22 protein-coding genes are annotated in these 22,726 nt (G+C 73.1%); 11 read left to right on the forward strand and 11 right to left on the reverse strand.

Features of this window, described 5'->3' with window-relative positions:
- Positions 1-12: 12 nt before the first annotated feature.
- Positions 13-1,170, reverse strand: coding sequence for a phosphatidylinositol-specific phospholipase C1-like protein (locus ACWDRB_RS19435; RefSeq protein WP_350724477.1), 1,158 nt, complete (start codon positions 1,168-1,170; stop codon positions 13-15).
- 101 nt (positions 1,171-1,271) lie between these two features.
- Positions 1,272-2,180, reverse strand: a complete 909-nt coding sequence (locus ACWDRB_RS19440; RefSeq protein WP_185071702.1) for a cyclase family protein — start codon at positions 2,178-2,180, stop codon at positions 1,272-1,274.
- Positions 2,181-2,218: 38 nt separating this feature from the next.
- Here ACWDRB_RS19440 and ACWDRB_RS19445 point away from each other — a divergent pair, with 38 nt between their 5' ends.
- Positions 2,219-3,361, forward strand: a complete 1,143-nt coding sequence (locus ACWDRB_RS19445; protein WP_449895535.1) for a serine hydrolase domain-containing protein — start codon at positions 2,219-2,221, stop codon at positions 3,359-3,361.
- A gap of 15 nt (positions 3,362-3,376) precedes the next feature.
- Here the strand turns inward: ACWDRB_RS19445 and ACWDRB_RS19450 are convergent, their stop codons facing one another.
- Positions 3,377-4,114 (reverse strand): SDR family NAD(P)-dependent oxidoreductase, encoded by a 738-nt coding sequence (locus ACWDRB_RS19450; RefSeq protein WP_350725322.1) that lies wholly within the window; start codon positions 4,112-4,114, stop codon positions 3,377-3,379.
- Positions 4,114-4,704, reverse strand: coding sequence for an isochorismatase family cysteine hydrolase (locus tag ACWDRB_RS19455; protein ID WP_449895537.1), 591 nt, complete (start codon positions 4,702-4,704; stop codon positions 4,114-4,116). Before ACWDRB_RS19455 ends, ACWDRB_RS19450 begins: the two co-directional genes overlap by 1 nt.
- A gap of 167 nt (positions 4,705-4,871) precedes the next feature.
- On the opposite strand from ACWDRB_RS19455, the gene ACWDRB_RS19460 reads away from it, so the two are divergent.
- From ACWDRB_RS19460 to ACWDRB_RS19490, 7 genes are all read left to right on the forward strand, one after another.
- The gene (locus ACWDRB_RS19460) at positions 4,872-6,605 is read left to right on the forward strand and encodes a serine/threonine-protein kinase (RefSeq protein WP_449895539.1); all 1,734 of its coding nucleotides are present in this window, start codon (positions 4,872-4,874) and stop codon (positions 6,603-6,605) included.
- 53 nt (positions 6,606-6,658) lie between these two features.
- Positions 6,659-7,021, forward strand: coding sequence for a Zn-ribbon domain-containing OB-fold protein (locus ACWDRB_RS19465; RefSeq protein ID WP_355210707.1), 363 nt, complete (start codon positions 6,659-6,661; stop codon positions 7,019-7,021).
- A complete protein-coding gene (locus ACWDRB_RS19470) occupies positions 7,018-7,341 on the forward strand; it encodes a VOC family protein (protein ID WP_355210710.1) in 324 nt (107 codons plus the stop codon). The genes ACWDRB_RS19465 and ACWDRB_RS19470 overlap by 4 nt, the downstream gene beginning before the upstream one ends.
- Positions 7,342-7,356: 15 nt before the next feature.
- The gene (locus ACWDRB_RS19475) at positions 7,357-8,865 is read left to right on the forward strand and encodes a class I adenylate-forming enzyme family protein (RefSeq protein WP_350724465.1); all 1,509 of its coding nucleotides are present in this window, start codon (positions 7,357-7,359) and stop codon (positions 8,863-8,865) included.
- Positions 8,862-10,883, forward strand: coding sequence for an acetate--CoA ligase family protein (locus ACWDRB_RS19480; protein WP_449895543.1), 2,022 nt, complete (start codon positions 8,862-8,864; stop codon positions 10,881-10,883). The genes ACWDRB_RS19475 and ACWDRB_RS19480 overlap by 4 nt, the downstream gene beginning before the upstream one ends.
- Positions 10,870-11,619, forward strand: a complete 750-nt coding sequence (locus tag ACWDRB_RS19485) for a glucose 1-dehydrogenase (protein WP_449895545.1) — start codon at positions 10,870-10,872, stop codon at positions 11,617-11,619. The genes ACWDRB_RS19480 and ACWDRB_RS19485 overlap by 14 nt, the downstream gene beginning before the upstream one ends.
- Before the next feature lie 276 nt (positions 11,620-11,895).
- Positions 11,896-13,665: a CHAP domain-containing protein gene (locus tag ACWDRB_RS19490; RefSeq protein WP_449895547.1), complete on the forward strand. Its 1,770-nt coding sequence runs from the start codon at positions 11,896-11,898 to the stop codon at positions 13,663-13,665.
- A 35-nt stretch (positions 13,666-13,700) separates the two neighbouring features.
- Here the strand turns inward: ACWDRB_RS19490 and ACWDRB_RS19495 are convergent, their stop codons facing one another.
- The 3 genes from ACWDRB_RS19495 to ACWDRB_RS19505 are packed head-to-tail and all read right to left on the reverse strand — an operon-like array spanning position 13,701 to position 16,581.
- Positions 13,701-14,522: a TIGR03619 family F420-dependent LLM class oxidoreductase gene (locus ACWDRB_RS19495; RefSeq protein ID WP_449895549.1), complete on the reverse strand. Its 822-nt coding sequence runs from the start codon at positions 14,520-14,522 to the stop codon at positions 13,701-13,703.
- Positions 14,519-15,481, reverse strand: a complete 963-nt coding sequence (locus ACWDRB_RS19500) for an acyl-CoA dehydrogenase family protein (protein WP_449895551.1) — start codon at positions 15,479-15,481, stop codon at positions 14,519-14,521. Before ACWDRB_RS19500 ends, ACWDRB_RS19495 begins: the two co-directional genes overlap by 4 nt.
- On the reverse strand, positions 15,478-16,581 hold the full coding sequence (locus ACWDRB_RS19505) for an acyl-CoA dehydrogenase family protein (protein WP_449895553.1): 1,104 nt from the start codon (positions 16,579-16,581) through the stop codon (positions 15,478-15,480). The genes ACWDRB_RS19500 and ACWDRB_RS19505 overlap by 4 nt, the downstream gene beginning before the upstream one ends.
- A 62-nt stretch (positions 16,582-16,643) precedes the next feature.
- Here ACWDRB_RS19505 and ACWDRB_RS19510 point away from each other — a divergent pair, with 62 nt between their 5' ends.
- Positions 16,644-17,699, forward strand: a complete 1,056-nt coding sequence (locus ACWDRB_RS19510; RefSeq protein WP_449895555.1) for a helix-turn-helix domain-containing protein — start codon at positions 16,644-16,646, stop codon at positions 17,697-17,699.
- Here ACWDRB_RS19510 and ACWDRB_RS19515 read toward each other — a convergent pair.
- Both ACWDRB_RS19515 and ACWDRB_RS19520 read right to left on the reverse strand, forming a co-directional pair.
- Positions 17,689-18,654, reverse strand: coding sequence for an alpha/beta hydrolase (locus tag ACWDRB_RS19515; RefSeq protein WP_449895557.1), 966 nt, complete (start codon positions 18,652-18,654; stop codon positions 17,689-17,691). The genes ACWDRB_RS19510 and ACWDRB_RS19515 overlap by 11 nt on opposite strands.
- An 85-nt stretch (positions 18,655-18,739) precedes the next feature.
- Positions 18,740-19,408 (reverse strand): type 1 glutamine amidotransferase domain-containing protein, encoded by a 669-nt coding sequence (locus ACWDRB_RS19520; protein WP_355210735.1) that lies wholly within the window; start codon positions 19,406-19,408, stop codon positions 18,740-18,742.
- Between the two features lie 73 nt (positions 19,409-19,481).
- Between ACWDRB_RS19520 and ACWDRB_RS19525 the strand changes: the two genes are divergently transcribed.
- Positions 19,482-20,363 (forward strand): LysR family transcriptional regulator, encoded by an 882-nt coding sequence (locus tag ACWDRB_RS19525; protein ID WP_449895560.1) that lies wholly within the window; start codon positions 19,482-19,484, stop codon positions 20,361-20,363.
- A 10-nt stretch (positions 20,364-20,373) separates the two neighbouring features.
- Here the strand turns inward: ACWDRB_RS19525 and ACWDRB_RS19530 are convergent, their stop codons facing one another.
- Complete coding sequence (locus ACWDRB_RS19530; protein WP_350724444.1) at positions 20,374-21,174, reverse strand: helix-turn-helix domain-containing protein; 801 nt, start codon at positions 21,172-21,174, stop codon at positions 20,374-20,376.
- Between the two features lie 97 nt (positions 21,175-21,271).
- Here ACWDRB_RS19530 and ACWDRB_RS19535 point away from each other — a divergent pair, with 97 nt between their 5' ends.
- Complete coding sequence (locus ACWDRB_RS19535) at positions 21,272-21,994, forward strand: dienelactone hydrolase family protein (protein WP_449895562.1); 723 nt, start codon at positions 21,272-21,274, stop codon at positions 21,992-21,994.
- Here ACWDRB_RS19535 and ACWDRB_RS19540 read toward each other — a convergent pair.
- Complete coding sequence (locus ACWDRB_RS19540; RefSeq protein WP_364240448.1) at positions 21,986-22,726, reverse strand: ABC transporter ATP-binding protein; 741 nt, start codon at positions 22,724-22,726, stop codon at positions 21,986-21,988. The genes ACWDRB_RS19535 and ACWDRB_RS19540 overlap by 9 nt on opposite strands.

Consider the following 22,726-nt stretch of genomic DNA (forward strand, 5'->3'; position numbering starts at 1 on the left):
TGACCTGGCCGGCTATCGGCTGAGGTGCTCCAGGGTCTGGTCGCGGCAGCCGGAGGGGGCGTTCACCGGGTTGCAGCGGGCCGTGGCGCCGCCGGGCAGCTCCGCCACGTAGTCGCTGCCGTTCCTGGCGGACAGGCCGATCACAGGGAAGTCGGTGCTGACCATCTGCGCGCCACTGTCCAGCGCCGCCTTCAGCCTGCTCGTGTCGCCCGACCTGGCCTCGGTGAAGGGCACGTCGGACCGGGTGCGGACGTAGTACCCCTTCCGTACGAGGTCCTGGATCTGCGCGGTGTTGGCGCCCTGCGGCTCGTTCCAGCCGACGAAGGCGGCGTCGGGGCGGCCCGGACGCGAGTTCGTGAACAGCACCCGCCCCTCCAGGCTCGGCCGGCCCGCCTTGTAGGGCGTCTGGATGTTCTCGCCCTGGTTGTCCATGAAGAACATGACCTTGCCCCGCGAGGAGGACAGCTCGGGCCAGCCGTGCTTGAGCACGGACTGTTCGAGGGTGAGCCCCGGCCGGCGGACGTCGTCGGGCGTGATGAGCCGATCGCCGGGGAACACCGACCGGATCTCGGCGTCCAGGGCGTCCATCAGCGCGGTGTCCCACGCCGGGCTCTTGGCGCCACCCATCGCCTCCTTGGCCGGGTCGGTGCTCTTGAACTCGGTGAGGATCGTCAGCGGCACGTGCCCGGGATGCGCGTCGGACCATTCGCGCACCTGGCGCAGGCAGGTGGCCAGGGCCGAGCAGTTGGTGCCGTAGTCGTGGTCGGCCCAGTGCAGCACCTTGAAGCCGGGCTTGGCGAGCGCGGGGTCGTTCAGCGGTGGCAGCCCGGCGTCCCGCCTGACCAGCGGGTTGGCGTAGAGGCCGCCCTGCGGGTCGGGGAAGACGTCCAGCTCGATGCCGCGCACGTGCTGGGCGCCGAACTGGTTCGGCAGGGCGGTGTGCGAGTACTGCAGGTTCCACCAGTTGGCGTCGGTCCTGCGCTGCACGTCCTTCTCGGCGTCGGTCAGCTCGCGGTGGTAGCTGTTGTGGGTGGCCATGGTCTGGATCTGGTTGATCCGCAGGTTCCCGCGTCCGGCCGTGGTGGCGGCTGTGGTGGCGTCCGCGGCGGGTACGGACGCGAGCGCGGTCAGGGCGGTGGCGGCGAGGCCAACGAGGGCGAGGCGGCGCATGGGTCTCCTAGCAAGGGGGTTTTACCGGGACAGACCATCGAAGTCAGGGGTTAACGGTCGATCACGAAATATCCAAACGAGCTAGGAAATATGCGGGAACGTCAGAGGATGGCCAGCGGGGTCACCGGGCTGCCCGTGCCGCCCTCGATCCTGAGCGGCGCCACCACGAACACGAACTCCGTACACCCCCTCTCCCCCAGCTCCTCCAGCCACAGCATCTCGATCAGGTGGACGCCGTGCCGGTGCAGCAGGATGAGGTGCAGGTCGTCGGCGAGGCCCTCGTCGGCGAGGCCGCGGGCGTTGAGCCCGCCGATGGCGGCGTTGTCCGAGGCCACCACGGACACGTCGTGCGCCGCGAGCCAGCGGCCCGCCTCCGCCGACAGCCCGGGCTGGCCCGACCAGTACTCCTCGCGCGAGCGCCCCCACACCGCGGGCCACCCGGTACGGATCACCGCGGCGTCCCCCGGCCGCGGCGTGGCGATCTCCGCCAGCAGCTCGGCCGGGATCCGGAAGTCGGCCGGCAGGTGGTCGAGGCCGAGTCGCCGGGGCACGTCGAACAGCACTCCCCTGGCCACCACGCCGCCCACCTGCTCGATGCCGCACCTGGTCGCCCCGTAGGAGCGGACCCGGGCCGCCGGGTGGCCGTTGTAGAGCTCGTCGCCGGACCACATGTGGCACAGCGCGTCCATGTGGGTCGTGGTGCCGTGGTGGCTGACGACCAGCGCGTCGTCGGCCACGTACAGGCCCTCCCCGATCGCGCGGGCGCCGGCCGCGTAGTCGCCGCCGTCCACGGACATGAAGTGCTGCGGCAGCGGGCGGCCCGGCAGGTGCGGCACCGTCGTGGGGGCGGGCGAGGAGGTGGCGCCCCTGATCGGCATGGCCAGGCTCAGCACCTCGCCCGTGGTGGCGCTGCGCAGCGCGTCGAGCACCACGGCCGGGGTGAGGAGGTTGAGGGTGCCACGCTGATCGTCTGGGCCGAATCGTCCCCAGTTGTTAGGCTCGTGAACCAAGTAAGCGCTTCCTTTCTCCTGTCTCACACGGAGGTGTGATGCACTGCGATCCGCGGTTCTCCCGCGTGCGCGAGGTGTTCGAGCGGCAGCTCGCCGACGGGGCGGAGCTGGGCGCCGCCTTCGCCGTCCAGCTGGACGGCGAGCTGGTCGTGGACCTGTGGGGCGGCGTCGCCGACCGGCACACGGGCCGGCCGTGGGAGCACGACACGCCCGCCTTCGCCTACTCCTGCACCAAGGCGATCACCGCCACCGTGCTGCTGCGGCTCGCCGAGCGGGGGCTGGTGGACGTCCCGGGGGCCGTCGCGGACGTGTGGCCGGAGTTCGCGGCCCGGGGCAAAGGGGCGATCACCGTCGAGCACCTGCTCACGCACCAGAGCGGGCTGCCGGTGGTGGAGGAGCCGGTGCCGGTGGAGGAGTTCGGGGACCTGGCGGCCATCGCCGCCCGGCTCGCCGATCAGGCGCCGCTGTGGGAGCCGGGGTCGGCGCACGGGTATCACGCGCTGTCGTACGGGTTCCTGGTGGGCGAGGTGATCAGGCGCGTGACGGGCAAGTCGGTCGGCGAGCTGGTGTCCGCCGAGATCGCCGGGCCGCTGGGGCTGGAGCTGTGGGTGGGCGCGCCGGACACGGTGATCGCCCGTACGGCCCGCCTCAAAGCAGGCGAAAGCCCCCAAACGGGTGCGGGCCCAGCACCTACCGAAGGACAGGCCGAGATGGCCAAGGCCGCGCTCGATCCGCACAGCCTCATGAACCGGGCGCTCGGCAATCCCGGCATGCACCGGCTCAAAGGCGGCGCGAACCACCCCGTCATCCTGCGCGCCGGCTGGCCCGCGGCCGGGGTCGTCACCACGGCCAGGGGGCTGGCCGGGTTCTACCGGTCGCTGATCGCGGGCGACCTGCTGCGCCCCGAGACGCTGCGGGACGCCGTACGCCCCCGCGTGCACGGCCCCGACCGGGTCCTCTTCCTGGACACGTCGTTCGGCCTCGGTTACATGCGGCCGTCGATGACGTTCCCGATGCCGTCCGAGACCGCGTTCGGCCACTCCGGGCTGGGCGGCTCCCTCGGCGTCGGCGACCCGGAGCGCGGGCTGGGCATCGGCTACGTCATGAACAAGATGGCCAACGCCGTCTCCGGCAACCTGCGCGGCCTGCGCCTGGTGCAGGCCGTCTACGACTCGCTCTGACCGCCGCATGATCGCTCACTGCATCGTGACGCCGCCGCTCACCGACAGCGTCTGCCCGGTGATGTACGCGGCGCGGTCCGTACAGAGGTAGGACACCAGGCCCGCCACGTCGGCGGGCGTGCCGAGGCGGCGCAGCGGGATGCCCCGCGCGATCCTGTCCACCAGCCCCGGCTCGGCCGCCGACACCCGGCGGAGCATCGGCGTGTCCGTGGGGCCCGGGCAGACCACGTTGGAGGTGACGTGCGCCTTGGCGGCCTCCCGGGCGATCGTCTTGGCCAGGCCGAACAGGCCCGCCTTGGTCGCCGCGTACGCGCCCTCGCCGCCCGACCCCGCCCTGGCCCCGTCCGAGGAGATGAACACCAGCCGCCCCCGCCCCCTGGCCGCCATCCCCGGCAGCAGCAGCTTGGTGAGCAGCATCGGCCCGCGCAGGTTGACCTGCCACATGAGGTCCCAGTTCGCCGGGTCGCTCTCGGTGAACGGCTCCACGATCGACACCCCGGCGTTGTGCACCAGGATGTCCACGGGACCCACGGCGCCGCCGAACTCCGCGACGGACGCCGGCGAGGTCAGGTCGACGGCCAGCGCCCGCGCGCCGGGCAGGCCGGAGGCCACCTTCTCCGCGTTCGGCAGGTCCACGTCGGCGACGACGACCTCCGCGCCCAGCGCGGTCAGGTCCGTGGCGATGGCCGCGCCGATCGCGCCCGCTCCCCCGGTGACCACCGCGACGCGCCCGTCCAGGCGCAGCCCGTCCATCACTTCCACATCTCCACCAGGTCGGCGGTGGTGGCGCGGGTGGCGAGGAGGCTGATCGTGTGTTTCAGTACGGCCTGCGCGTACTCCTCCGGGATGCCCGCCACCGCGTCCCTGACCACGGTCACCCGGTAGCCCAGGTTGACCGCCTCCAGCGCGAGCCCGGGGATGCCGAGGTTGAGCGAGACCCCCAGCGCGACCACGTGGGAGACGCCCAGGGAGCGCAGCGTCATGTCGAGCGAGGTGCCGGTGAACGGGGAGAACCCGTGGTGGCGGCGGCTCTCCAGGTCGCCGCCGTCCCACAGCTCCGGGAGGACCTCGGTGGCGGCCGTGCCCTCCAGCATGTGGCCGGGGTCCTTGAGCAGGGCCACGATGAACGGGCAGTTGTCCGCGTGGGAGCCGGACCGGTCGGGGCGGAAGGCCGCCGTGCAGTGGATCACCGGGATGCCGGCCGACCTGGCCGTGTGGAGGAGGCGGGCGGCGTTGGCGACGACGTCGTGCCGCGCGCAGGCCTCCACCAGATCCGGAAATTTCGTGAGATCGCCGACGACGCCCCTTTGCATCTCCATCACCAGCACGGCCACGCGCTCCACAGGCGACCTCCGTCGATTTAGCCGAGCGCTTGCTTGGGACGCCTCAGCATATCACCCGCGCCACAGGGTTATTTCGCATTAACGCCCGGCGAAATATCTCCAGTCGTGACAACCCGAACCCCGGGTGAGACCGTCGAATCGATGACGGCTGCTGATGGGGGTTCGACTTGGTCCCTGGTTACCGTGAAGTTCGCCAGCTCGGCGCGGGCCGCACCGGCCGCGTGTTCCTCGCCACCTACCAGCAGACCGGCGCCTACGTGGCGATCAAGTACCTGAACGCCACCCTGCGCAGGGACACCGAGTTCATGGACCGCTTCCGGTCGGACACCCACGAGCTCGTCGAGATCGACGACCCCAACGTGGTCCGGCTCTACGAGTACGTCGAGACCCCCACCAGAGCGGCCGTCGTCATGGAGCTGGTGGACGGCGTGTCATTGCGTACGCTGCTGGACGAGCACCGCGGGATCAGCCCGGAGGCGGCCCTCACCGTGCTGAAGAGCACGCTGCTGGCCCTGGCCGCCGCGCACGAGCGAGGGGTGCCGCACCGCGACGTCAAGCCGGAGAACATCCTGGTCCAGGCCGACGGCACCAGCAAGCTGGCCGACTTCGGCGTGGTCGTGCACGCGGAGGAGCCGGGCGTGCCCGCGGGCAGCCCCGAGTACATGTCGCCCGAGCTGTGGACGCAGGACCGGGCGGGGCCACCGGCGGACGTGTACGCGGCGGCGTGCGTGCTGTTCGAGGCGGTCAGGGGGCGTCCGCCGTACCGGGCCGTCAGGGAGGGCGAGGACGGGGCGCTGGACGTCCCGGCCGTGCGGGACAAGCACTTGGTGGAGCCGGTGCCGCTGGAGGTCGCGCCCGACTCGCTGCGCGACCTGCTCAGGCGCGGGATGGCCAAGGACCCGGCGACCAGGTACGCCTCGGCCCGGCAGTTCGCGGCGGAGCTGGAGGAGGACGCGGTCGCCGGGTACGGCCCGGACTGGGAGAAGCGCGGGCGGCGGCATCTGGGCGAGCTGGCCACGCTGCTGGCCCTGCGCTTCCCGCTGGCCAGGACCGAGCGGGCCTCCGGAGTCACGACCACCCTCCGGGACCGGGTGCTGCGGATGCCCCGGCTGCCGCCGTACCTGTGGGTGGCGGGGGCGACGGTGGCCGCCGTGGCGATCTCGCTCATGATGTCGGGCGGGCGCATGCCTCCCGGGCCTGGCACGATCCTGATGCCGCCGCCCAAGACGGCACAGACCGAGCCGGAGCCCGTGGACGCGGCCACGCCCACCCGGACCCGGACCTCCGCGGCTCCCCGGCGCAGCACGCCCGCGCGCACGGTCTCCCCTCCCCCCAGCCCTCCTCCCAGCCTTCCTCCCACTGTGCGGCAGGGCGGGACCTCGGTGCCGCGTCCGACCGCGGTGCGGGCCGCCGGAATCGTGGGGTGGAGCGGCACGGCGGGGGCGATCACGGTCTCGGCGGACGGCACGGGGCCCGTACGGTTGCGGATCTCGTACACGCGGCGGGAGGGGGAGGGCGGGGCGGCCCGGACGGTGCGGCAGGAGACGCGGACCCTACGGGGGAGCACGGCTTACACCAGTGCCGTCACGCATGACCCTGGGGGCGTTCCCTGCGGGAAGCGGGCGTATGTCGGGATCGTGGTGATGACGGAGCCGGCGGCGGGGAACGGGCCGCAGGTGAGCGAGGTCGCCGTCGACGGTCCCGCCTGCCCCACGCCTACGCCGACTCCCCACCCGCCTACACCTACGCCTACGCCGAGCGAGGAGCACAGCAGGACGGCCGTCGGGACGCCTACGCCGTCGGAGGAATCTTTCGCCCGATCGTCGGACGAGCCCACCGGCCGGCCCTCCGAGGAGCCCATGATGCTCCTCTCGACGCCCGAGGAGGAGCCACCCCTTTAGCGGCCGGGTGAGGGCCTTGTGGGGCAACCAAGCGTGCGCTAGCTTGGCAAGCGATGAGCGGTGACACCTCTGCGTACTGGGCCGCCTGCAGGCGCGGCGAGCTGGTCGTCCAGCGCTGTACGTCCTGCGACCGCCGCGTCCACCTCCCCGAGGCGGCCTGCCCCTGGTGCGGTGGCGGGGAGCTCGTCTTCGAGCCGGTCGAGGGCGAGGGCGTCGTGCACACCTTCACCGTCGTGCACCGCTCGTTCGCCCCCGCCTACCGGGGCCGGGAGCCGTACGTGATGGCCTGGGTGGACCTGCCGGCCGGCGTGCGGGCGTTCGGGCACGTGGTGGGGTGCGCCCCCGGCGAGGTACGCGTCGGCATGCCGGTACGCGTGACGTTCATCGACGAACTCCCCCATTGGAGGCCCGTGTGAAGCTCGGCAACGTGCTCATCCCCGTCGCGAACCTGGACGAGGCGATCGCCTTCTACGGGCTGCCGGTGAAGTTCAGGGACGGCGACAGGTTCGCGGCGCTCGACGGCGGCGGGGTCACCGTGGCGCTGGCCGGGCCCGCGGAGCACGTCACGACCTCGGTCGCGCCGTCGTACAAGGTGGACGACGTGGCGGACGCCGTGCGGGGGCTGACGGAACGCGGCGGCGAGGTGGTGCGGGAGCCCGAGAAGGGGCCGCACGAGATCCGGGCGGTGCTGCGCGACCCCTCAGGAAACGTCTTCGTGCTCTATCAGCCCCTCTGACTGGAGGCCTCCCCCATGGCGCGATCACCTTACGGCAACTACGGCCACGCGATCCTGACCGCCGGAGCGCTGCGCACGCCCGACCAGGTCGCGCTCACGTACTGCGGCGAGCAGAGCTTCACCTACGACCAGCTCAACAGGAACGTCAACCGCCGCGCCCACGCCCTCCTGGAGAAGGGGGTCGGGCCGGGCCGGCGGGTGGCGGCGCTGCTCAACGAGACGCTGCGGGTGGCCGAGGTCTACCTCGCGCAGGCCAAGATCGGGGCGGTGACGGCGGCGCTGAACCCGTACTGGCCGGTGGAGACGCTGCGTGACGTGGTGGCGGCCTCGGGGTGCACGGCGTTCGTGTACGACGCGACGGTCGAGGGCGTGGTCGCGCAGATCAGGGACTCGCTGCCCGGCGTGACCACGTGGATCGACGTGCGGGAGCTCGAAGGCGCCTCCGACGAGGAGCCGCCGATCAGCGGCTGGTACGACGACCCGCTGGCCCTCTACTACACCTCGGGCACGACGGGATTGCCGAAGGCGGTCGTGCACACGCACGCGTCGTCGCTGGCCACGGCGCAGATCTGGCTGGACGTGCCGCGCGGCCCCGACTCGGTGTTCGGGACGGGCGCGATCATCTGGGGCATCGGCTTCCCGGCCATCGTCGGGCCCGCCCTGTACGCCGGGATGCGGCTGGTCCTGGAGCAGGACTGGGGCCCGGCGAACTTCCTGCGTGTCGTCCCCCGCGAACGGGTCACGCATCTCTCGCAGATCCCCTCGTTCTACGCGGCGCTGCTCGCGTCCCCCGAGCACGAGGACGTGGACCTGTCGTCCATCCAGGTGATCATGCTGGGCGGCGAGCCGCTGACCGCGACCATGCTCGAACGGATCAAGGCCAGGCTGCCGCAGGCGGGCGTGTACTCCTACTACGGCCAGACCGAGGCCCCGTACACGTGCATGGGCCGCGTGGACGACGGCACGATCCCGCTCGGCTCCTCCGGCCGTCCCCGCACCGGCAACGCGGTGCGCATCACGGACCCGAACGGCGAGCGCGTGGTCGGCGAGGTGGGCGAGATCAACCTGGCCGGACCGCACCGCATGACCGGCTACGACGGCCTGCCCGAGCGGACGGCCGAGGTGCTGCGCGGCGAGTGGTACGTCGGCGGCGACCTCGGCACGCTCTCCCCCGACGGCGTGCTGCGCGTGCTGGGCAGGCGGGAGGACTCGATACTCAAGGGCGGCGTCTGGACGCAGCCGGTCGTGATCGAGGAGGCGGTCTCGGCGCTGGACGGCGTGGCCGAGGCCGGCGCGGTGGGAGTGCCCGAAGGGGCCTCCGAGCAGGAGGTCCTGCTGGCGGTCGTGCCGCGGGCGGGCCACACGCTGGACGCGTCCAAGCTGGCGCTCGCGCTGGCCGACACCCTGCCGGCCCATCAACGGCCCGACCACATCGTGGTGGCCGACGCGCTGCCGCACTCGCAGGACGCCTCCGGCGGTCCCGGCAAGCTGCTGCGCGGGAAGATCCGCGAGCTGCTCGGGTGAGCGCGTACGAGCACGAGGTCAAGGCGCTGCTCAGCGCGGCCGGGGTGCCGGTGCCGCGCGGGGTGGTGGTGCACGACCTGGACTTCGACCGGGCCAGGGAGCTGGCCGAGCCGCTGGTGCTGAAGGCGTTCGGCCCGGGACTGGTGCACAAGTCGGACGTCGGCGCCGTCGCGCTGGGGCTCTCCAGGGAGGACCTCGCCGCGGCGGCGGCCGCCATGCGGGCCAGGCTGGAGGTCGCGGGCTTCCTCGTCGAGGAACAGGCCGAGGCCGGCGTGGAGCTGATCGTGGGCCTGGTGCGGGACCCCGGGTTCGGGCCGGTGCTCCTCGCCGGGCTGGGCGGGGTGTGGACGGAGGCGCTGCGCGACACGGCGCTGCGGCTCTGCCCGATCTCGGAGGAGGACGCGCGGCGCATGCTGGCGTCGCTGCGCGGGTCCTCCGTCCTGTACGGGAGCCGCGGCGGCCCGCCGGTGGACGTGGACGCGGTGGTCAAGCTGCTCATGACGGTCGGCGGCCCGGGTGGGCTGTGGGAACGGCTCGAACTGGGCGAGTTCGAGCTGAACCCGGTCATCGCCGGCCCTTCCGGGGTGATCGCGGTCGACGCCCGCTACCTGCCTTCCCCGGGACCCGTGGCGGGCGCGTCCCGCGCGGCGACGGACTTCCTGCCGCTCTTCGAGCCCAAGGCCGTGGCCGTCGTCGGGGCCTCCACGACCAGGCCGAACTTCGGGAACATGTTCCTCGGCTTCTACCGCGCCGCGGGCGTCCCGCTGGTGGCCGTGCATCCGACGGCGGCCGAGGTGGCGGGGGTGCCGGCCGTGCCGTCCCTCGCCGAGGCGGACGTGGACTACGCCCTCGTGGCCGTGCCCGCCGAACGCTGCGCCGACGTGCTGCGGGAGGCGCGCGGGGTGCCGTTCGTGCAGGTGATGAGCGGCGGGTTCGCCGAGACCGGCCGGCCGGACCTGGAGGAGGGGCTGGTCGAGGCGGCGCGGGCGGCGGGCACGCGGCTGCTGGGGCCCAACTGCATGGGCGTGTACAGCCCTCGGGGACGGCAGACGTTCGTCGGGGGCGGGCTCGGACCCGCCGGGACGGTGGCGCTGATCTCGCAGAGCGGCGGGCTCGCGGGCGAGGTGATCAAGGTCGGGGAGCGGCGCGGGCTGGCGTTCAGCCGGGTCGTCACCGTGGGGAACTCGGCCGACGTGACCCCCGCCGAGCTGCTGCGCTGGCTCGCCCGGGACGAGGAGACGCGGGCCGTCGGGCTGTACCTGGAGGACCCGCGTGACGGGCGCGAGCTGTTCGAGGCGCTGCGCGCCGCGGAGCTGCCGGTGGTGCTGCTGGTCGGCGGGCGGAGCGGGCAGGGGCAGGAGGCGGCCGCGTCCCACACGGGCGGCATGGTGAGCGACCGGCGGGTGTGGGAGGCGGTGGCCGAGCAGGCGGGGGCGGTGCTGGTCGCCGGCCAGGACGATCTGATCGGGGTGCTGGCGTACTTCCAGGCGCACGGCTCGCGCTCAGGCGCCGCCTCCGGCGGCGTGCTGGTCGTGGGGCCGAGCGGGGGCGCGAGCGTGCTGGCGGCGGACGCGTTCGACCTGGCGGGGGTACGGCTGGACCCGCTGCCCCCGGACGCGCTGGAGGCGCTGCGCGGGCTCGGGGTGGTGGCCTCCGGCAACCCGCTCGAAGTGCCGGTCGGGCCCCTGGGCCGGGCCGGGCTCGTGCCCGAGGTGGTCTCCGCGCTGCTGCGGTGCAGGCCGTACGGCGACGTGGTCCTGCACGTGAACGTCCAGGCGTTCTTCACGTACGGGGACGCGGCGGAGCCCCTGTACGCCTACACGCGTGCCGTGGCGCAGGCGCAGGCCGCGCTGCCGGGCACCAGGATCACCCTCGTCACCAGGAACGGCGAGTGCGCGCCCCCGGGGGTCGAGGACGAAGTGAGGCGGATCGCGGCGGAGGCGGGGATCCCCGTCTACCGCTCCATGGAGTCGGCGGCGGTGGCCGTCGCGGCTGGAGGGCGTTATGGGGTTGCTTGAGGGCAAGGTCGCGTTGATCACCGGTGGCGCTCGCGGGATGGGGGCGGCGCACGTGCGGCTGTTCCTTGAGGAGGGGGCTCGGGTGGTGTTCGGTGACGTGCTGGACGAGGAGGGGAAGGCGCTGGCCGAGGAGACGGGGGCCGCGTTCGTCCATCACGACGTGACGAGCGTCGAGGACTGGGATCGGGCGGTGGCGACGGCCACCGAGCTGCACGGCCGGCTGGACGTACTGGTCAACAACGCCGGGATCCTGAAATTTCGGCGCATCAGCGACATGTCACCCGAGGACTTCGACCGGGTGATCGGCGTCAACCTCAAGGGCACCTGGCTCGGGATCAAGTCGGTGATCGACCCCATGAAGGCGGCCGGACGGGGCGCCATCGTGAACATCTCCTCGATCGAGGGCTACGTCGGGGCCGAGGGGCTGTCGGCGTACTCGGCGTCGAAGTTCGGGGTGCGCGGGCTGACCAAGTCGGCGGCACGGGAGCTGGCCCGGTTCAAGATCCGGGTGAACTCGGTGCATCCCGGCGCGATCAACACCTCGATGGCGATGGACCCCGACATGATGAACGAGGTCGACGCCGACGCCTTCGTGAAGTCCATGGTCATCAAGCGCTTCGCCAAGCCGGTGGAGGTGTCCCACGTGGTGGCCTTCCTGGCCTCGGATCGGGCCAGCTACTGCACGGGCAGCGAGTTCACGGTGGACGGCGGGCTGCTCACGGGCGCGGGGTACTGACTCGGGGCAAGCCTCTCACCTGGGACAAGGTAGATCTTTTTGGATTAAACCTCCTTAGCTTGGACATTTCTGGCAGCATCTTTGACCAGCGGGTTCTTGGTCTAGGAAAGCTTGAACGTCTCTTGGTACTGGCTTGACCTGCCGGGACGGCACGGTAGCCTCGCTCATCACGGAAGACGACAAGCCTCCGGTTTTGTCCCAGTAGTCACAGGGTGTCCCTTTACCCGGGATCTATGCGGACAAACCGGCTTGCCCGGAAGGTGTCCCCATACTTCCATGACGCCAGAGATGCAGAAGTACATCGAGTTGCTGGAGAGCCAGCTCGGGTATGCCGAGAAATCAGGGGCGTACACCAAGTTCGGCAACTGGTACGGCAAGAACGTCGAGTTCGACGCCGACTACAGCTCCGCCCCATGGTGCGACATGTACCTCTCGTGGGCCGCGCACAAGCTCGGGTACGAGGACTGGATCGGGCAGTTCGCGTGGACGGTGTCGCACGCGGAGTGGTTCAAGGAGCAGGGGGCGTGGGGCCACAAGCCCAAGCCCGGGGCGTTCGTCTTCTACGACTGGAGCGGCTCGAACAGCATCGACAACATCGACCACGTCGGCATCGTGACGAGGGTCGAGGGTGACACGATCTTCACCATCGAGGGCAACATCGACGGCGGCGTCGCCAAGCGCAAGGAACGTGACACAAGCAAGGTCGTCGGGTACGGCTACCCGGAGCGCATCAAGTCCCGCCTGGACGAGGAGGCGGCCCGGCAGCAGCGCGAGGCGCAGAAGAAGGCCGAGGAGCAGGCCGCCCTGCAGCCGGGGCCGGGCACCGACGTCGGTGCGCTCCAGCAGCTCTCCGGGAACGAGCTGCTCACCTCCCTGATCCCCCAAAGCGAGATCCAGGAGCCCGCCCGGGCCCCTGAGACCGGAAGCTCCCCCGCGAAGAAGGAGCCTCAGGCCGCTCCCACGCCCGCTTCCCCCAAGGTCGCCACCGGCTCCGCCTCGGACGGCACGACCGCCGAGAGCCCCAAGCAGCCGAAGAAGGCCAAGCACGCCAAGCCGGCGACGGCCGACACCACGGCGGCGACCGCCGAACCGATCCCCACGCACGCGGACGCCTCGGCCACCGGCCCGATGCCGGCCATCTCCTCGCCGACGCTGGTCGGCTCCGCCCTGGTGGCGGCCCTGGCCCTGCTCGCCGTGGCCAAGACCCGCCGCCTGCGGGCCGCCCCGGTCACCGCTGGGGCCACGACGCCCAGCCCTGCCGCCAACCGCCGCCGTCGCCGCCGCAAGCTCGCGGTCGAGGTCGAGCCGGTCCGTACGAGCCGCCGAACGGCCGCACTCCAGCCGACCGCGACCCTGGACACCGCCGCCCTGGAAGCCCTCCAGCCGGTTACGGCCCTGGAAGCCGTCCAGCCCGCCGCCCGGGCCACCGGACGCCGCAGGCGCCCGCTCGACACGCGTCCCTTCGACCTCGCCACGGACGCCGACCCCTTCGACGCCTTCTTCGCCTCCCGGCCGGCCGAGCCCGCCCGGAGCGGGCCGGTCGAGATCCTGGTGGACACCGGGCCGCTGGAGCGCTTCGTGGACACCGGGCCGTTCGAGCGCATCGTCATCCCCCAGGCGACCAGCGCGTTCGACGCCTTCAGCCCGACCGACGGCAGGAGCGACGACGTTTTCGACATCGGCGCCACGTACCAGGGACGTCGCCGCCGCCTCGGGCGCCCCTCCGACGAGCCAGGAACGACCGACCTCCCGCTGCGCGGCCGCCGGCACCGCCGTCCGGCGCCCACCCAGGGCGTGCACATCGGCGGCGCGCAGCCGTTCGCGCAGGACGCCCCGCTGGCGGGCCGCCGCCACGCCTCCGCCGGGTCACCGCAGCCGCACCGGCGCGAGGACGAGCGCCAGCTGGTCGGCGCGGGCGGCACCGGCAGGGGCGCCTCCAGCCACCCGGCCAGGAGCGCCCCGAGTCAGCCTGGCAGGAGCGCCCCCGGCCAGCCCGGCCGGAGCACGCCCGGTCAGCCCCGGAGGCGGGGCCGCCACCGCGCGTGAGCGACCCTTACGGGGCGACCCTCACGAAGCGACCTTTACGGGGCGGCCCCCACCCCGTAGTCGGCGGCGAAGGCGGCCAGCCGGGACACCGCGTCCCGGCTGCGGCTCCAGGGCCGTACGATCAGCCGCTCCACGCCCAGCGCCGCCCAGGCGGGCACCTCGTCGGGCGAGGCCAGCGCGTACGCGTGCGCGGTCACCGGCACCCCCGCCCCCAGCCGGTCGAGCTGCGGCTTGATGGACTCGAGGGTGTGCGGCATGCTGATCCACCCGTCGCAGAGCCGGGCGGCCCGGCGCAGCGCGGCGGCCGACTCGCCGCCCGCGAGCACCGGCAGCCGCCGCTGCACCGGCTTGGGCTCGAACGCGACCTCGGGGAACGAGTAGAACCTCCCGGAATGGGTGACCACCGGCTCGCTCCAGAGCCGCCTGACCACCTCGATCGCCTCGTCCAGCCGGGCTCCCCGGGTGCGGAACTCGACGCCGGCCGCCTCCCACTCGCCCCGGTACCAGCCGGCGCCGACCCCGCAGATCGCCCGTCCCGACGAGACCACGTCCAGGGTGGCGAACGCGCGGGCGGACACGAAGGGGTGGCGCAGCGCGAGGAGCTGCACCGCCGTACCGAGCCGGACGCGGGAGGTCAAGGCGGCGAGCCAGCACAGGTACGCGGGCGCGTCGAACAGCGGCGTGCCGGGCTTGATCCCCGGGTCGGACGTGCCCGGGTAATGGGCGAGCGACAGGTCGGTGGCGAAGACGAGGTGCTCGGGCAGCCACACCGACTCGAACCCCAGCTCGTCCGCCGCCACCGCCACGTCCTTCCACGCGTCCGGGTGCACCAGTCCGAGCGGCACTCCGAACTTCATGGCCACCTCCGCAGGTCGCCGCCCAGGAGAGCGGTTCGGACGCGTTCCCGGTGCGCCGCCGTGGTGCCGTACGCGGCCGACAGCGACCAGGCCCGCGCGAGCCAGAACCGCAGGTCCAGCTCCTCGGTGTAGCCGATCGCGCCGTGCACCTGCAGCGCCACCCGGGCCGCCAGCACGGCGGCCTCACCCGCGGCGGCCTTGGCGGCGCTCACATCCCGGTCGGCGCTCTCGGCGGCCCGGTCCACCGACAGGGCCGCCCGGTGCACCAGCGGCGCGGCGAACTCCACCGCCACGGCCGCGTCGGCGAGCTGGTGCTTGACCGCCTGGAACGACCCGATCGCCGCACCGAACTGCGTCCGCACCCGCGCGTACGCGACGGTGACCGCGAGCAGCTCCCTGGCGACCCCGATGAGCTGCGCCGCCGTCGCCACCGCGGCCCGCCGCAGCGCCGGCGCGGCCGGGCCGCCCAGTTCCTCGGACTCGTCGAAGGCCACCTCGAACACGGGACGGCACGGGTCCGCCCCGGTCCTGGGCACCAGGCGTACCGACTCCCTGGCGACCAGGCGCCACCCGCCGTCCCCCGCCACCAGCAGCAGGTCGGCCAGGTCGGCGTCCGGCGCGTACGCCTGCCCCGGCGGCAGCACGGCGACGCACAGCGCGCCGGAGGCCAGCTTGGGGTTGTCCGGCAGCAGGTACGGCGCCACCACGGCGGTCTCGACGACCGGCCCAGGAAGGCACGCCCGCCCGGTCTCCTCCAGCGCGGGCAGGACGTCGGCCAGTCCGAGCCCCAGCCCGTCGGACTCGGGAGGCGCCAGCAGGCCGAAGAACCCCAGCGCGGCCAGCCGCTCCCACGCCGGCCGCCGCTCGGACCGCAGCGCGGCCGGTGGGCAGTGCGCCCGCAGCACGTCCCGCACAGTGGCGGCCAGCGCGAGCTGCTCGTCCGTGAATCCGAAGTTCATCTCGGCAGCCCCAGGACCCGTTCGGCGATGATGTTGCGCTGGATCTCGTTCGTACCCGCGTAGATGGGCCCGGCCAGCGAGAACAGGAACCCGTCCAGCCAGCCCTCCTCCCCCGCCCGGTCCCCGAGCAGTTCCATGGCCAGGGCGTGCATGCGCAGGTCCAGCTCGGACCAGAACACCTTCCCCATGCTGGCCGCGGACCCGATCTCCTCCCCCGCCATGAGCCGCCGCGCCGTCGCGAACGTGTGCAGCCGGTACGCCTCCGCCTCGGTCCAGCACCTGGCGGCCCGGTCGGCCGCCACGGGGTCGCCCGAGGATCGGGCCAGCGCGACCAGCCGGTCGGCCGTGGCCAGGAAGCGGCCGGGGCTGCGCAGGGTGAGGCCGCGTTCGGAGGACGTGGTGGCCATCGCGACCCGCCAGCCCTCGCCGGCCTCGCCGAGCACCATCGAATCGGGCGTGAACACCCCGTCGAAGTGCAGCTCCGCGAACCCCGGCAGCCCGTCGAGCTGCGCGATCGGCCGCACGGCGACGTCGGAGAGGGGGAAGAGGAAGTACGTCAGCCCCTTGTGCCGCGTCCCCGACGTGCGGAACAGGCCGAACCCGTGCGTGGCGTAGGCGGCCCGCGAGCTCCACGTCTTGTGCCCGTACAGGCGCCAGCCGCCGGGCACGGGCTCGGCGCGGGAGGTGAGGGCGGCCAGGTCGCTGCCCGCCTCCGGCTCCGACCAGGCCTGCGCCCACACGTCGTCGCCTCTGGCCATTCTCGTCAGCCACCGTCTGCGCTGCTCGGGCGCGCCGAAACGCATCAGCGAGGGGCCCAGCAGGAAGATGCCGTTCTGGGTGACCCGGGCGGGGGCTCCGGCGGCCCAGTACTCCTCCTCGAAGATCAGCCACTCGATCAGGGAGGCGCCGCGCCCGCCGTACTCCTCGGGCCAGGAGACGACGGACAGCCGCGCGTCCGCCAGCAGCGCCTCCCAGGCGCGGTGCGCGGCGAAGCCTTCGGGGGTGTCCATGGACGGCAGCGGTCCCGGCACGTGCGCGCGCAGCCAGTCGCGAACCTCGGCACGGAAGCCCTGCTCGGCCGGGGAGAAGTCGAGATCCACAGAACCAACCTAGCGCACGCTTGGTAACCCGAACAGCGGTTTACGGACATAGTCTGTTGGCCATGCAGGGACTGCTGCTGAAGCTGTCCACGCTCGACGCCGACGCGGAGAGCGCGGTGCGGGTGATCGCCTACTTCGACTCGCTGCTTCGCGACCACGTGAGCGTGCCCACGCTGCTCGCGGCCACGGCGCGGCTGGCGCAATGCCCGGTCGGGCTGCTCGACGCGGCCACCGGCCGCCGCACCCGCACGTCGCCCCGCGGCGCCGTGGACACGCCCGGCGAGGCCCCGGACCAGGTCAGGGAGCTGAGCGACGGGCTCGGGGCGGTCTGGATGGAGCGCGAGGGGCCGGCGCACGGGCTCGACGAGATCGTCCTCGAACGGTACGCGGTGGCGGCCGAGGTCACCCTGGAGCGCGCGGCCGCGCTGGCGCGCGCGGGGCAGGACCCCGCGCTGGTGGAGCTGGTGCTGTCGGCCGAGACCGGCGAGGCCGAACGCGCCCGCGCCCTGCGCCTGCTCGGCTTCGCCCCCTCCACCCCGCTCCAGGCGCTGGCGATCGCCCTGCCGGACCGGGGGCCGGACCGGGGGCCGGACCGGGAACTCGCCGCCGGCCTGCGCGCCATGGGTCACCAGGTGCGCGCCACCAGGATCGGCGACACGGAAGCGGTCCTGGTGGCGACCACCCTGCCCCGCGACCTTCCGGAGGGGTCGCGGGTGGGCATCGGGCCCGAGCTGCCGGGCGCGCGGGCGGCCGAGTCGTGGGCCGGCGCGCGGACCGCGCTCCGCTTCACCGGCCCGCACGACCGCGTGATGCGCTGGTCGGAGCTGGGGGCCCTGGCGCTGTTCGCCGACCTGCCGGAGCCGGCGGTCGCGGGGCTGGCCGACGTCCGGGCGATGGAGCGGCTCGGCGAGGAGTCCCTGGCGGCGGTGCGGGCGCTGTGCCTGGCGGGCTCGGTCCGCGGCGCGGCCGCCACCGTGCACCTGCACCACAGCTCGATGGCCGCGCGCATCGCCAGGGCCGAGTCCGTGCTGGGCTTCTCGCTCGCCGACGCGGCCGGTCGCCTGCGTGCCCACCTGGCCCTCGCCCTGGTACGGCTGCGCGCCAACCTCAGACCGTGAACGCCCGCCTGAGCGCCGCCAGCCGGGCCGCCCGCGCCCGCTTGGACAGCTCGGCGTCCGGGACCATCCCGTCGAACCCGTGGAAGGCCCCCGGGTAGAGGTGGAGCTCGGTGGACACGCCCGCCTGCGACAGCCGCAGCGCGTAGTCGACGTCCTCGTCCCTGAACACCTCCAGCTCACCGACGTCGATGAACGCCGGCGGCAGCCCGGCCAGGTCCGTGGCCCGGGCAGGAGCCGCGTACGGGGGCACGTCGTCGGTGCCGATCCGGTCGCCCAGCAGGGCGGTCCAGCCGAAGAGGTTCGCGCTGCGGTCCCAGACCACCGCCTCGGTGAACTCGTGGCTGGACGGGGTGATGTTGCGGTCGTCCAGCATCGGGCAGACGAGCAGCTGGAACGCCACTTCGGGGCCGCCCCGGTCGCGGGCCAGCAGCACGGTGGCGGCGGCGAGCCCGCCGCCCGCGCTGGCGCCGCCGACCGCGATCCTGGCCGGGTCGATGCCCAGCTCGCCCGCCGCCTTGGCGGTCCACACCAGCCCGGCGTAGCAGTCCTCGACCGGCGCGGGATGGGGGTTCTCGGGCGCCAGCCGGTAGTCGACGGAGACCGCCACGCACCCGAGCTCCTCGACGTAGCCGATCATCATCGCCTCGTCGATCTCGGGCGTGCCGATGATCATCCCTCCACCGTGGATCCAGTACAGACCCGGGCGTCCCTCACCGCCGCCCGCGGGGCGGTAGATCCGTACCCGGACGTCGGGAGCGCCGTCGGGCCCCGGCACGTGCCGGTCCTCGATCACCACGTCGCTGCCGGCCGGCGGCGCGGCGGCGAGGAACGCGTTGATCTGCGCACGGTGCCCGGGCAGTTCCTCGGGCGTCAGGTTCGCCGTGTCGAACGTCGGGAGCGGAGTCTGCTCGAGAAAGGCGCGAATCTCTGGGTCGAGGTTGGGGTGGAATGCCATCTGATATCCCTTCTATGGGGCCACTCCTCGATGGTCAGAGCCCGCGCCGTGGCAGACAACCGCCATCCGGCGGCGATTCCGCTCCTCAGTCCCGCCGTTCGGCGAGGACGTCGAGGACGCGCTCCGCGAGGGGCGCGGCGCTGGCCGGGTTCTGGCCGGTGGCGAGCCTGCCGTCCACGACGACCTGAGCCTGCCAGTTGGCGCCCGGCTCGTGCTCGGCGCCACGCTCCACCAGTTTGTCAGCCAGCAGGAACGGCACCACGTCGGCCACGCCGCGCAGCCGCTCCTCCTCGTTGGTGAAGGCCGCCACCCGCTTGCCCGCCACCAGGTACGAGCCGTCGGAGAGGGTCAGGTTCACCAGCGCGGACGGGCCGTGGCAGACCGCCGCGACCACGCCGCCCCGCTCGTACACCTCGCGCCCGACGCGGATGACGTCCGGGTCGTCGGGGAAGTCCCACATGGTGCCGTGGCCTCCGGCGTAGAGCACGGCGTCGTAACGGGAGGCGTCGACGTCCGCGAGGCGGTCGGTGTCGCGCTCCCCGATCGCGGCGAGGAAGGCCACCTGGGTCTGGTCACCGGCGTCGAACCCGTCCTGGGGCGGCTGCCCGCCCCGCACGCTGGCGACGTCCACCTCGTAGCCGGCCTTGCGGAAGATCTCCCAGGGGTGGGCCGCCTCGGGCACGTAGTATCCGGTCCGCTCGACGCCGCCGAGGTCGTCATGGCTGGTCAGGGCGATGAGAATGCGCTTGTTCATGCCTCACATCGTCGCCCCGTCCCGCCATAAGTAACAAATAACGAAATATCGTCTTAGGTATCAGAATAGTGATATGTCGCCAATCTCGCTCGACCTGCTGCGGACGTTCCTCGCGGTGCACAGGACCGGCTCCATCACGGCCGCCGCGCAGACCCTCGGCCTGTCGCAGCCGGCCGTGACGGCGCAGGTCAAGACGCTGGAGTCGGTGCTGGACCGGCCGCTGTTCGACCGGCTGCCGCGCGGGGTGGCGCCCACGCCGGCCGCCGACGAGCTGGCCCGCCGGGTGGCCCCCTCGCTGGACGCCCTCGACGGGGTGGTGGAGTCGGAGCTGCCCTCGGACGCGGCCGTGCACCTGGGCGGGCCCGCCGAGTTCCTGTGCGAGGAGGTGATGCCGATGCTCGCCCCGCTGGTGCGCTCCGGGCTGCGGCTCCGCACGACGCTCGGGCTGTCCGACGACCTCCTGGCCGACCTCGCGGCCGGGCGCCTGGACCTGGTGATCTCCACGATCCGGCCCCGGGTGCGCGGCGTCCAGGCGGACCCCCTCTACGACGAGGAGTTCCTGCTGATCGCCGCCCCGTCCCTGGGGCTCGCCGGGGTGGGGCCGAGGGAGCTGGCGGCGGTGCCGCTGGTGGCCTACGCCGAGGACCTGCCCATCGTGCGCCGCTACTGGCGCTCCGTGTTCGGCAGGCGGCCCGCGATGGCGGCGCAGGTCGTCATCCCCGACCTGCGCGGCGTGCTCAGCGCCGTCCGGGCCGGGATGGGCGTCTCCGTGCTGCCCGCCTACCTGTGCCGCCGCGACCTGGCGGCGGGCACGCTCGTCACGCTCGCCGAGCCCGACGAGGCCCCGATCAACACCGGCTACCTGGCCGTCCGCTCGGGCGCGCTGGCCAAGCCCGCGGTGGCCAGGGTACGCGCGCACCTCATCGAGGCGTTCCGCACCGCCCCCACGTACTAGGCGGACCCTGCTAGGCGGACCACGAGGCGAGCAGCCGCAGCGACTCCTCGTTGGCGCCGCCCGGCTCGGGGTGGAGCAGGCTGAGCCGCTGCCCCGACCCGCCCGGCAGGTCGAACGTTTCGTAACGCAGCGCCAGCTCGCCCACCACCGGATGCGTGAAGCGCTTGACCCCGTTGGTGCGCTCCTTGACGACGCGGCCGGCCCAGAGGGTGCGGAACCGATGGCTGTGCACCGACAGCTCGCCGATCAGGGCGGTCAGGGCCGGGTCGTCGGCGTGGCGGCCGGTGGCCAGGCGGAGCTGCCCGACCGTGGCCCGGAGCACCTCCTCGCGGTCGGCGTACAGGTCGGGCTCGGCGAGGAAGTTGTACCTGGCCAGGTTGGCGCCGGGACGGCAGAGGCCGGGGAAGAGCGCGTCGGCCAGCCGGTTCCAGGCGAGCAGGTCGAGGCGGTGGTCGAAGATCATGGCCGGGATGTCCGTCATCCGGTCGATGAGCTCCACCAGCTCCCGCCGCACCCCGCCGGACGGCCGCGGCCTGCGGGGCCGCGGCGCGGCCAGGTCGAACAGGTGCGTCCGCTCGGCCTCGCTCAGGTCCAGCGCCCTGGCCAGCGAGTCCATCACGGACGCGGACGGCTGGGCGGTACGGCCCTGTTCGAGGCGTACGAGGTATTCGACGCTGATGCCCGCCAGCTCGGCCAGCTCCTCGCGGCGCAGCCCGCGCACCCGCCTGCGCGGCCCGCTCGCCAGGCCCACGTCCTCGGGCGTGACCTCGTTCCTGCGGGCCTGGAGAAATGCCCCGAGTTCCCGGTTCATGGGTACAAGTCTGCCCGTGGAGAGCCCTGCCGGGACACGCCGAACCTGCCACTCCGAGTACCTGGATAGCCGGAATCACGGCGGGCATGCTGACCTCATGTGCCATTCCACCGACAGCAGGCCGCCCGCACCGCCGATCCAGGGCGAGGTGGCCTCTCACGAGCAGATAGAGCTGACGGCCGCCGACGGCAACCGATTGCTCGCCTACCGGGCCGAGCCCGCCGAGCCGAACGGCCGCAGCGTGGTGATCCTGCCCGACGTGCGCGGGCTGCACCCGTACTACCGCGACCTCGCGGTGCGCTTCGCCGAAGCGGGCTTCCGTACGATCGCGATCGACTACTTCGGCCGCACGGCGGGTCTCGGCGAGCGGGACGACGACTTCGACTACATGAAGCACGTCGGGCAGCTCAAGGCCGAGCACGTCAGGGCCGACGCCAGGGCAGCCACCGAGCAGCTCGACGGCCCGGTCTTCACGGTCGGCTTCTGCATGGGCGGCGCCCACTCGTGGCGGCAGGCGTACGAGGGGAACGGCCTGGCGGGCGGCATCGGCTTCTACGGCGCGCTGCGCGCCATCGACGAGCCGGCGACCGGGCCCGGCGCGCCCCTCCTGATGCTGCTCGCGGGCGCGGACACGGCGACCACGCCCGAGCAGTTCGAGACGTTCGAGGCGGCGCTCGACCGGGTGGGGACGGAGCACGAGAAGGTCGTCTACGAGGGCGCGCCGCACTCGTACTTCGACCGCACGTACGCCGAGTGGGAGGACGCGTGCCAGGACTCCTGGCGCCGCATCCTGTCGTTCACCGAGCGCCACTCAGCCTAGGTAGGCGGCTCTGACGACCGGATCCTCCCGGATCTCGCCCGGCGCGCCGGCGGCGATCACCTTGCCGAGGTCCAGCACGACGATCCGGTCGCAGGTGTCCATGACGAAGCCCATGTCGTGCTCGACCAGCAGCACGGTCGTGTCCAGGGCCTTGACGACCTCTCCCAGGCGTGCTGTCTGGGAGGCGTCCAGGCCCGAGGTGGGCTCGTCCAGCAGCAGGAGGCGGGGCCGGTCGGCCAGGGCCCTGGCCAGCTCGACGAGCCGGCGCTGCCCGACGGGGAGCGCGGCGGCGTACGCGTCGCGCAGCGGGGTGAGCCCGCACAGCTCCAGCACCTCGGCCACGCGCTCGCCGCGTTCCCGCTCCAGCCGCCGGCGGGCGGGCCAACCCACCAGGTCGGCGGCGAGCCCGCCACCCCCGCCGTGCCAGTCGAGCGCGGCCAGCACGTTGCCGGCCACGGTGAGCCGGCCGAAGACCTGGGTCCGCTGGAACGTGCGCCGCACCCCGGCCCTGGCCCGCCTGACCGGGGACACCCCGGTCAGGTCCCGGCCCGCCACGCTGACCCGGCCCTCGCTCGGCCGGCGCAGCCCCGACACCACGTCGAACAGCGTCGTCTTCCCTGCCCCGTTCGGCCCGATCACGCCGCACACCTGACCCGCCGCGACCTCGAACGACACCTGGTCCAGCGCCCTGACCCCGCCGAACGCCACCGACACGCCCTCCACGGCCAGCAT

It is taken from the genome of Nonomuraea sp. NPDC003707, from assembly GCF_053587055.1.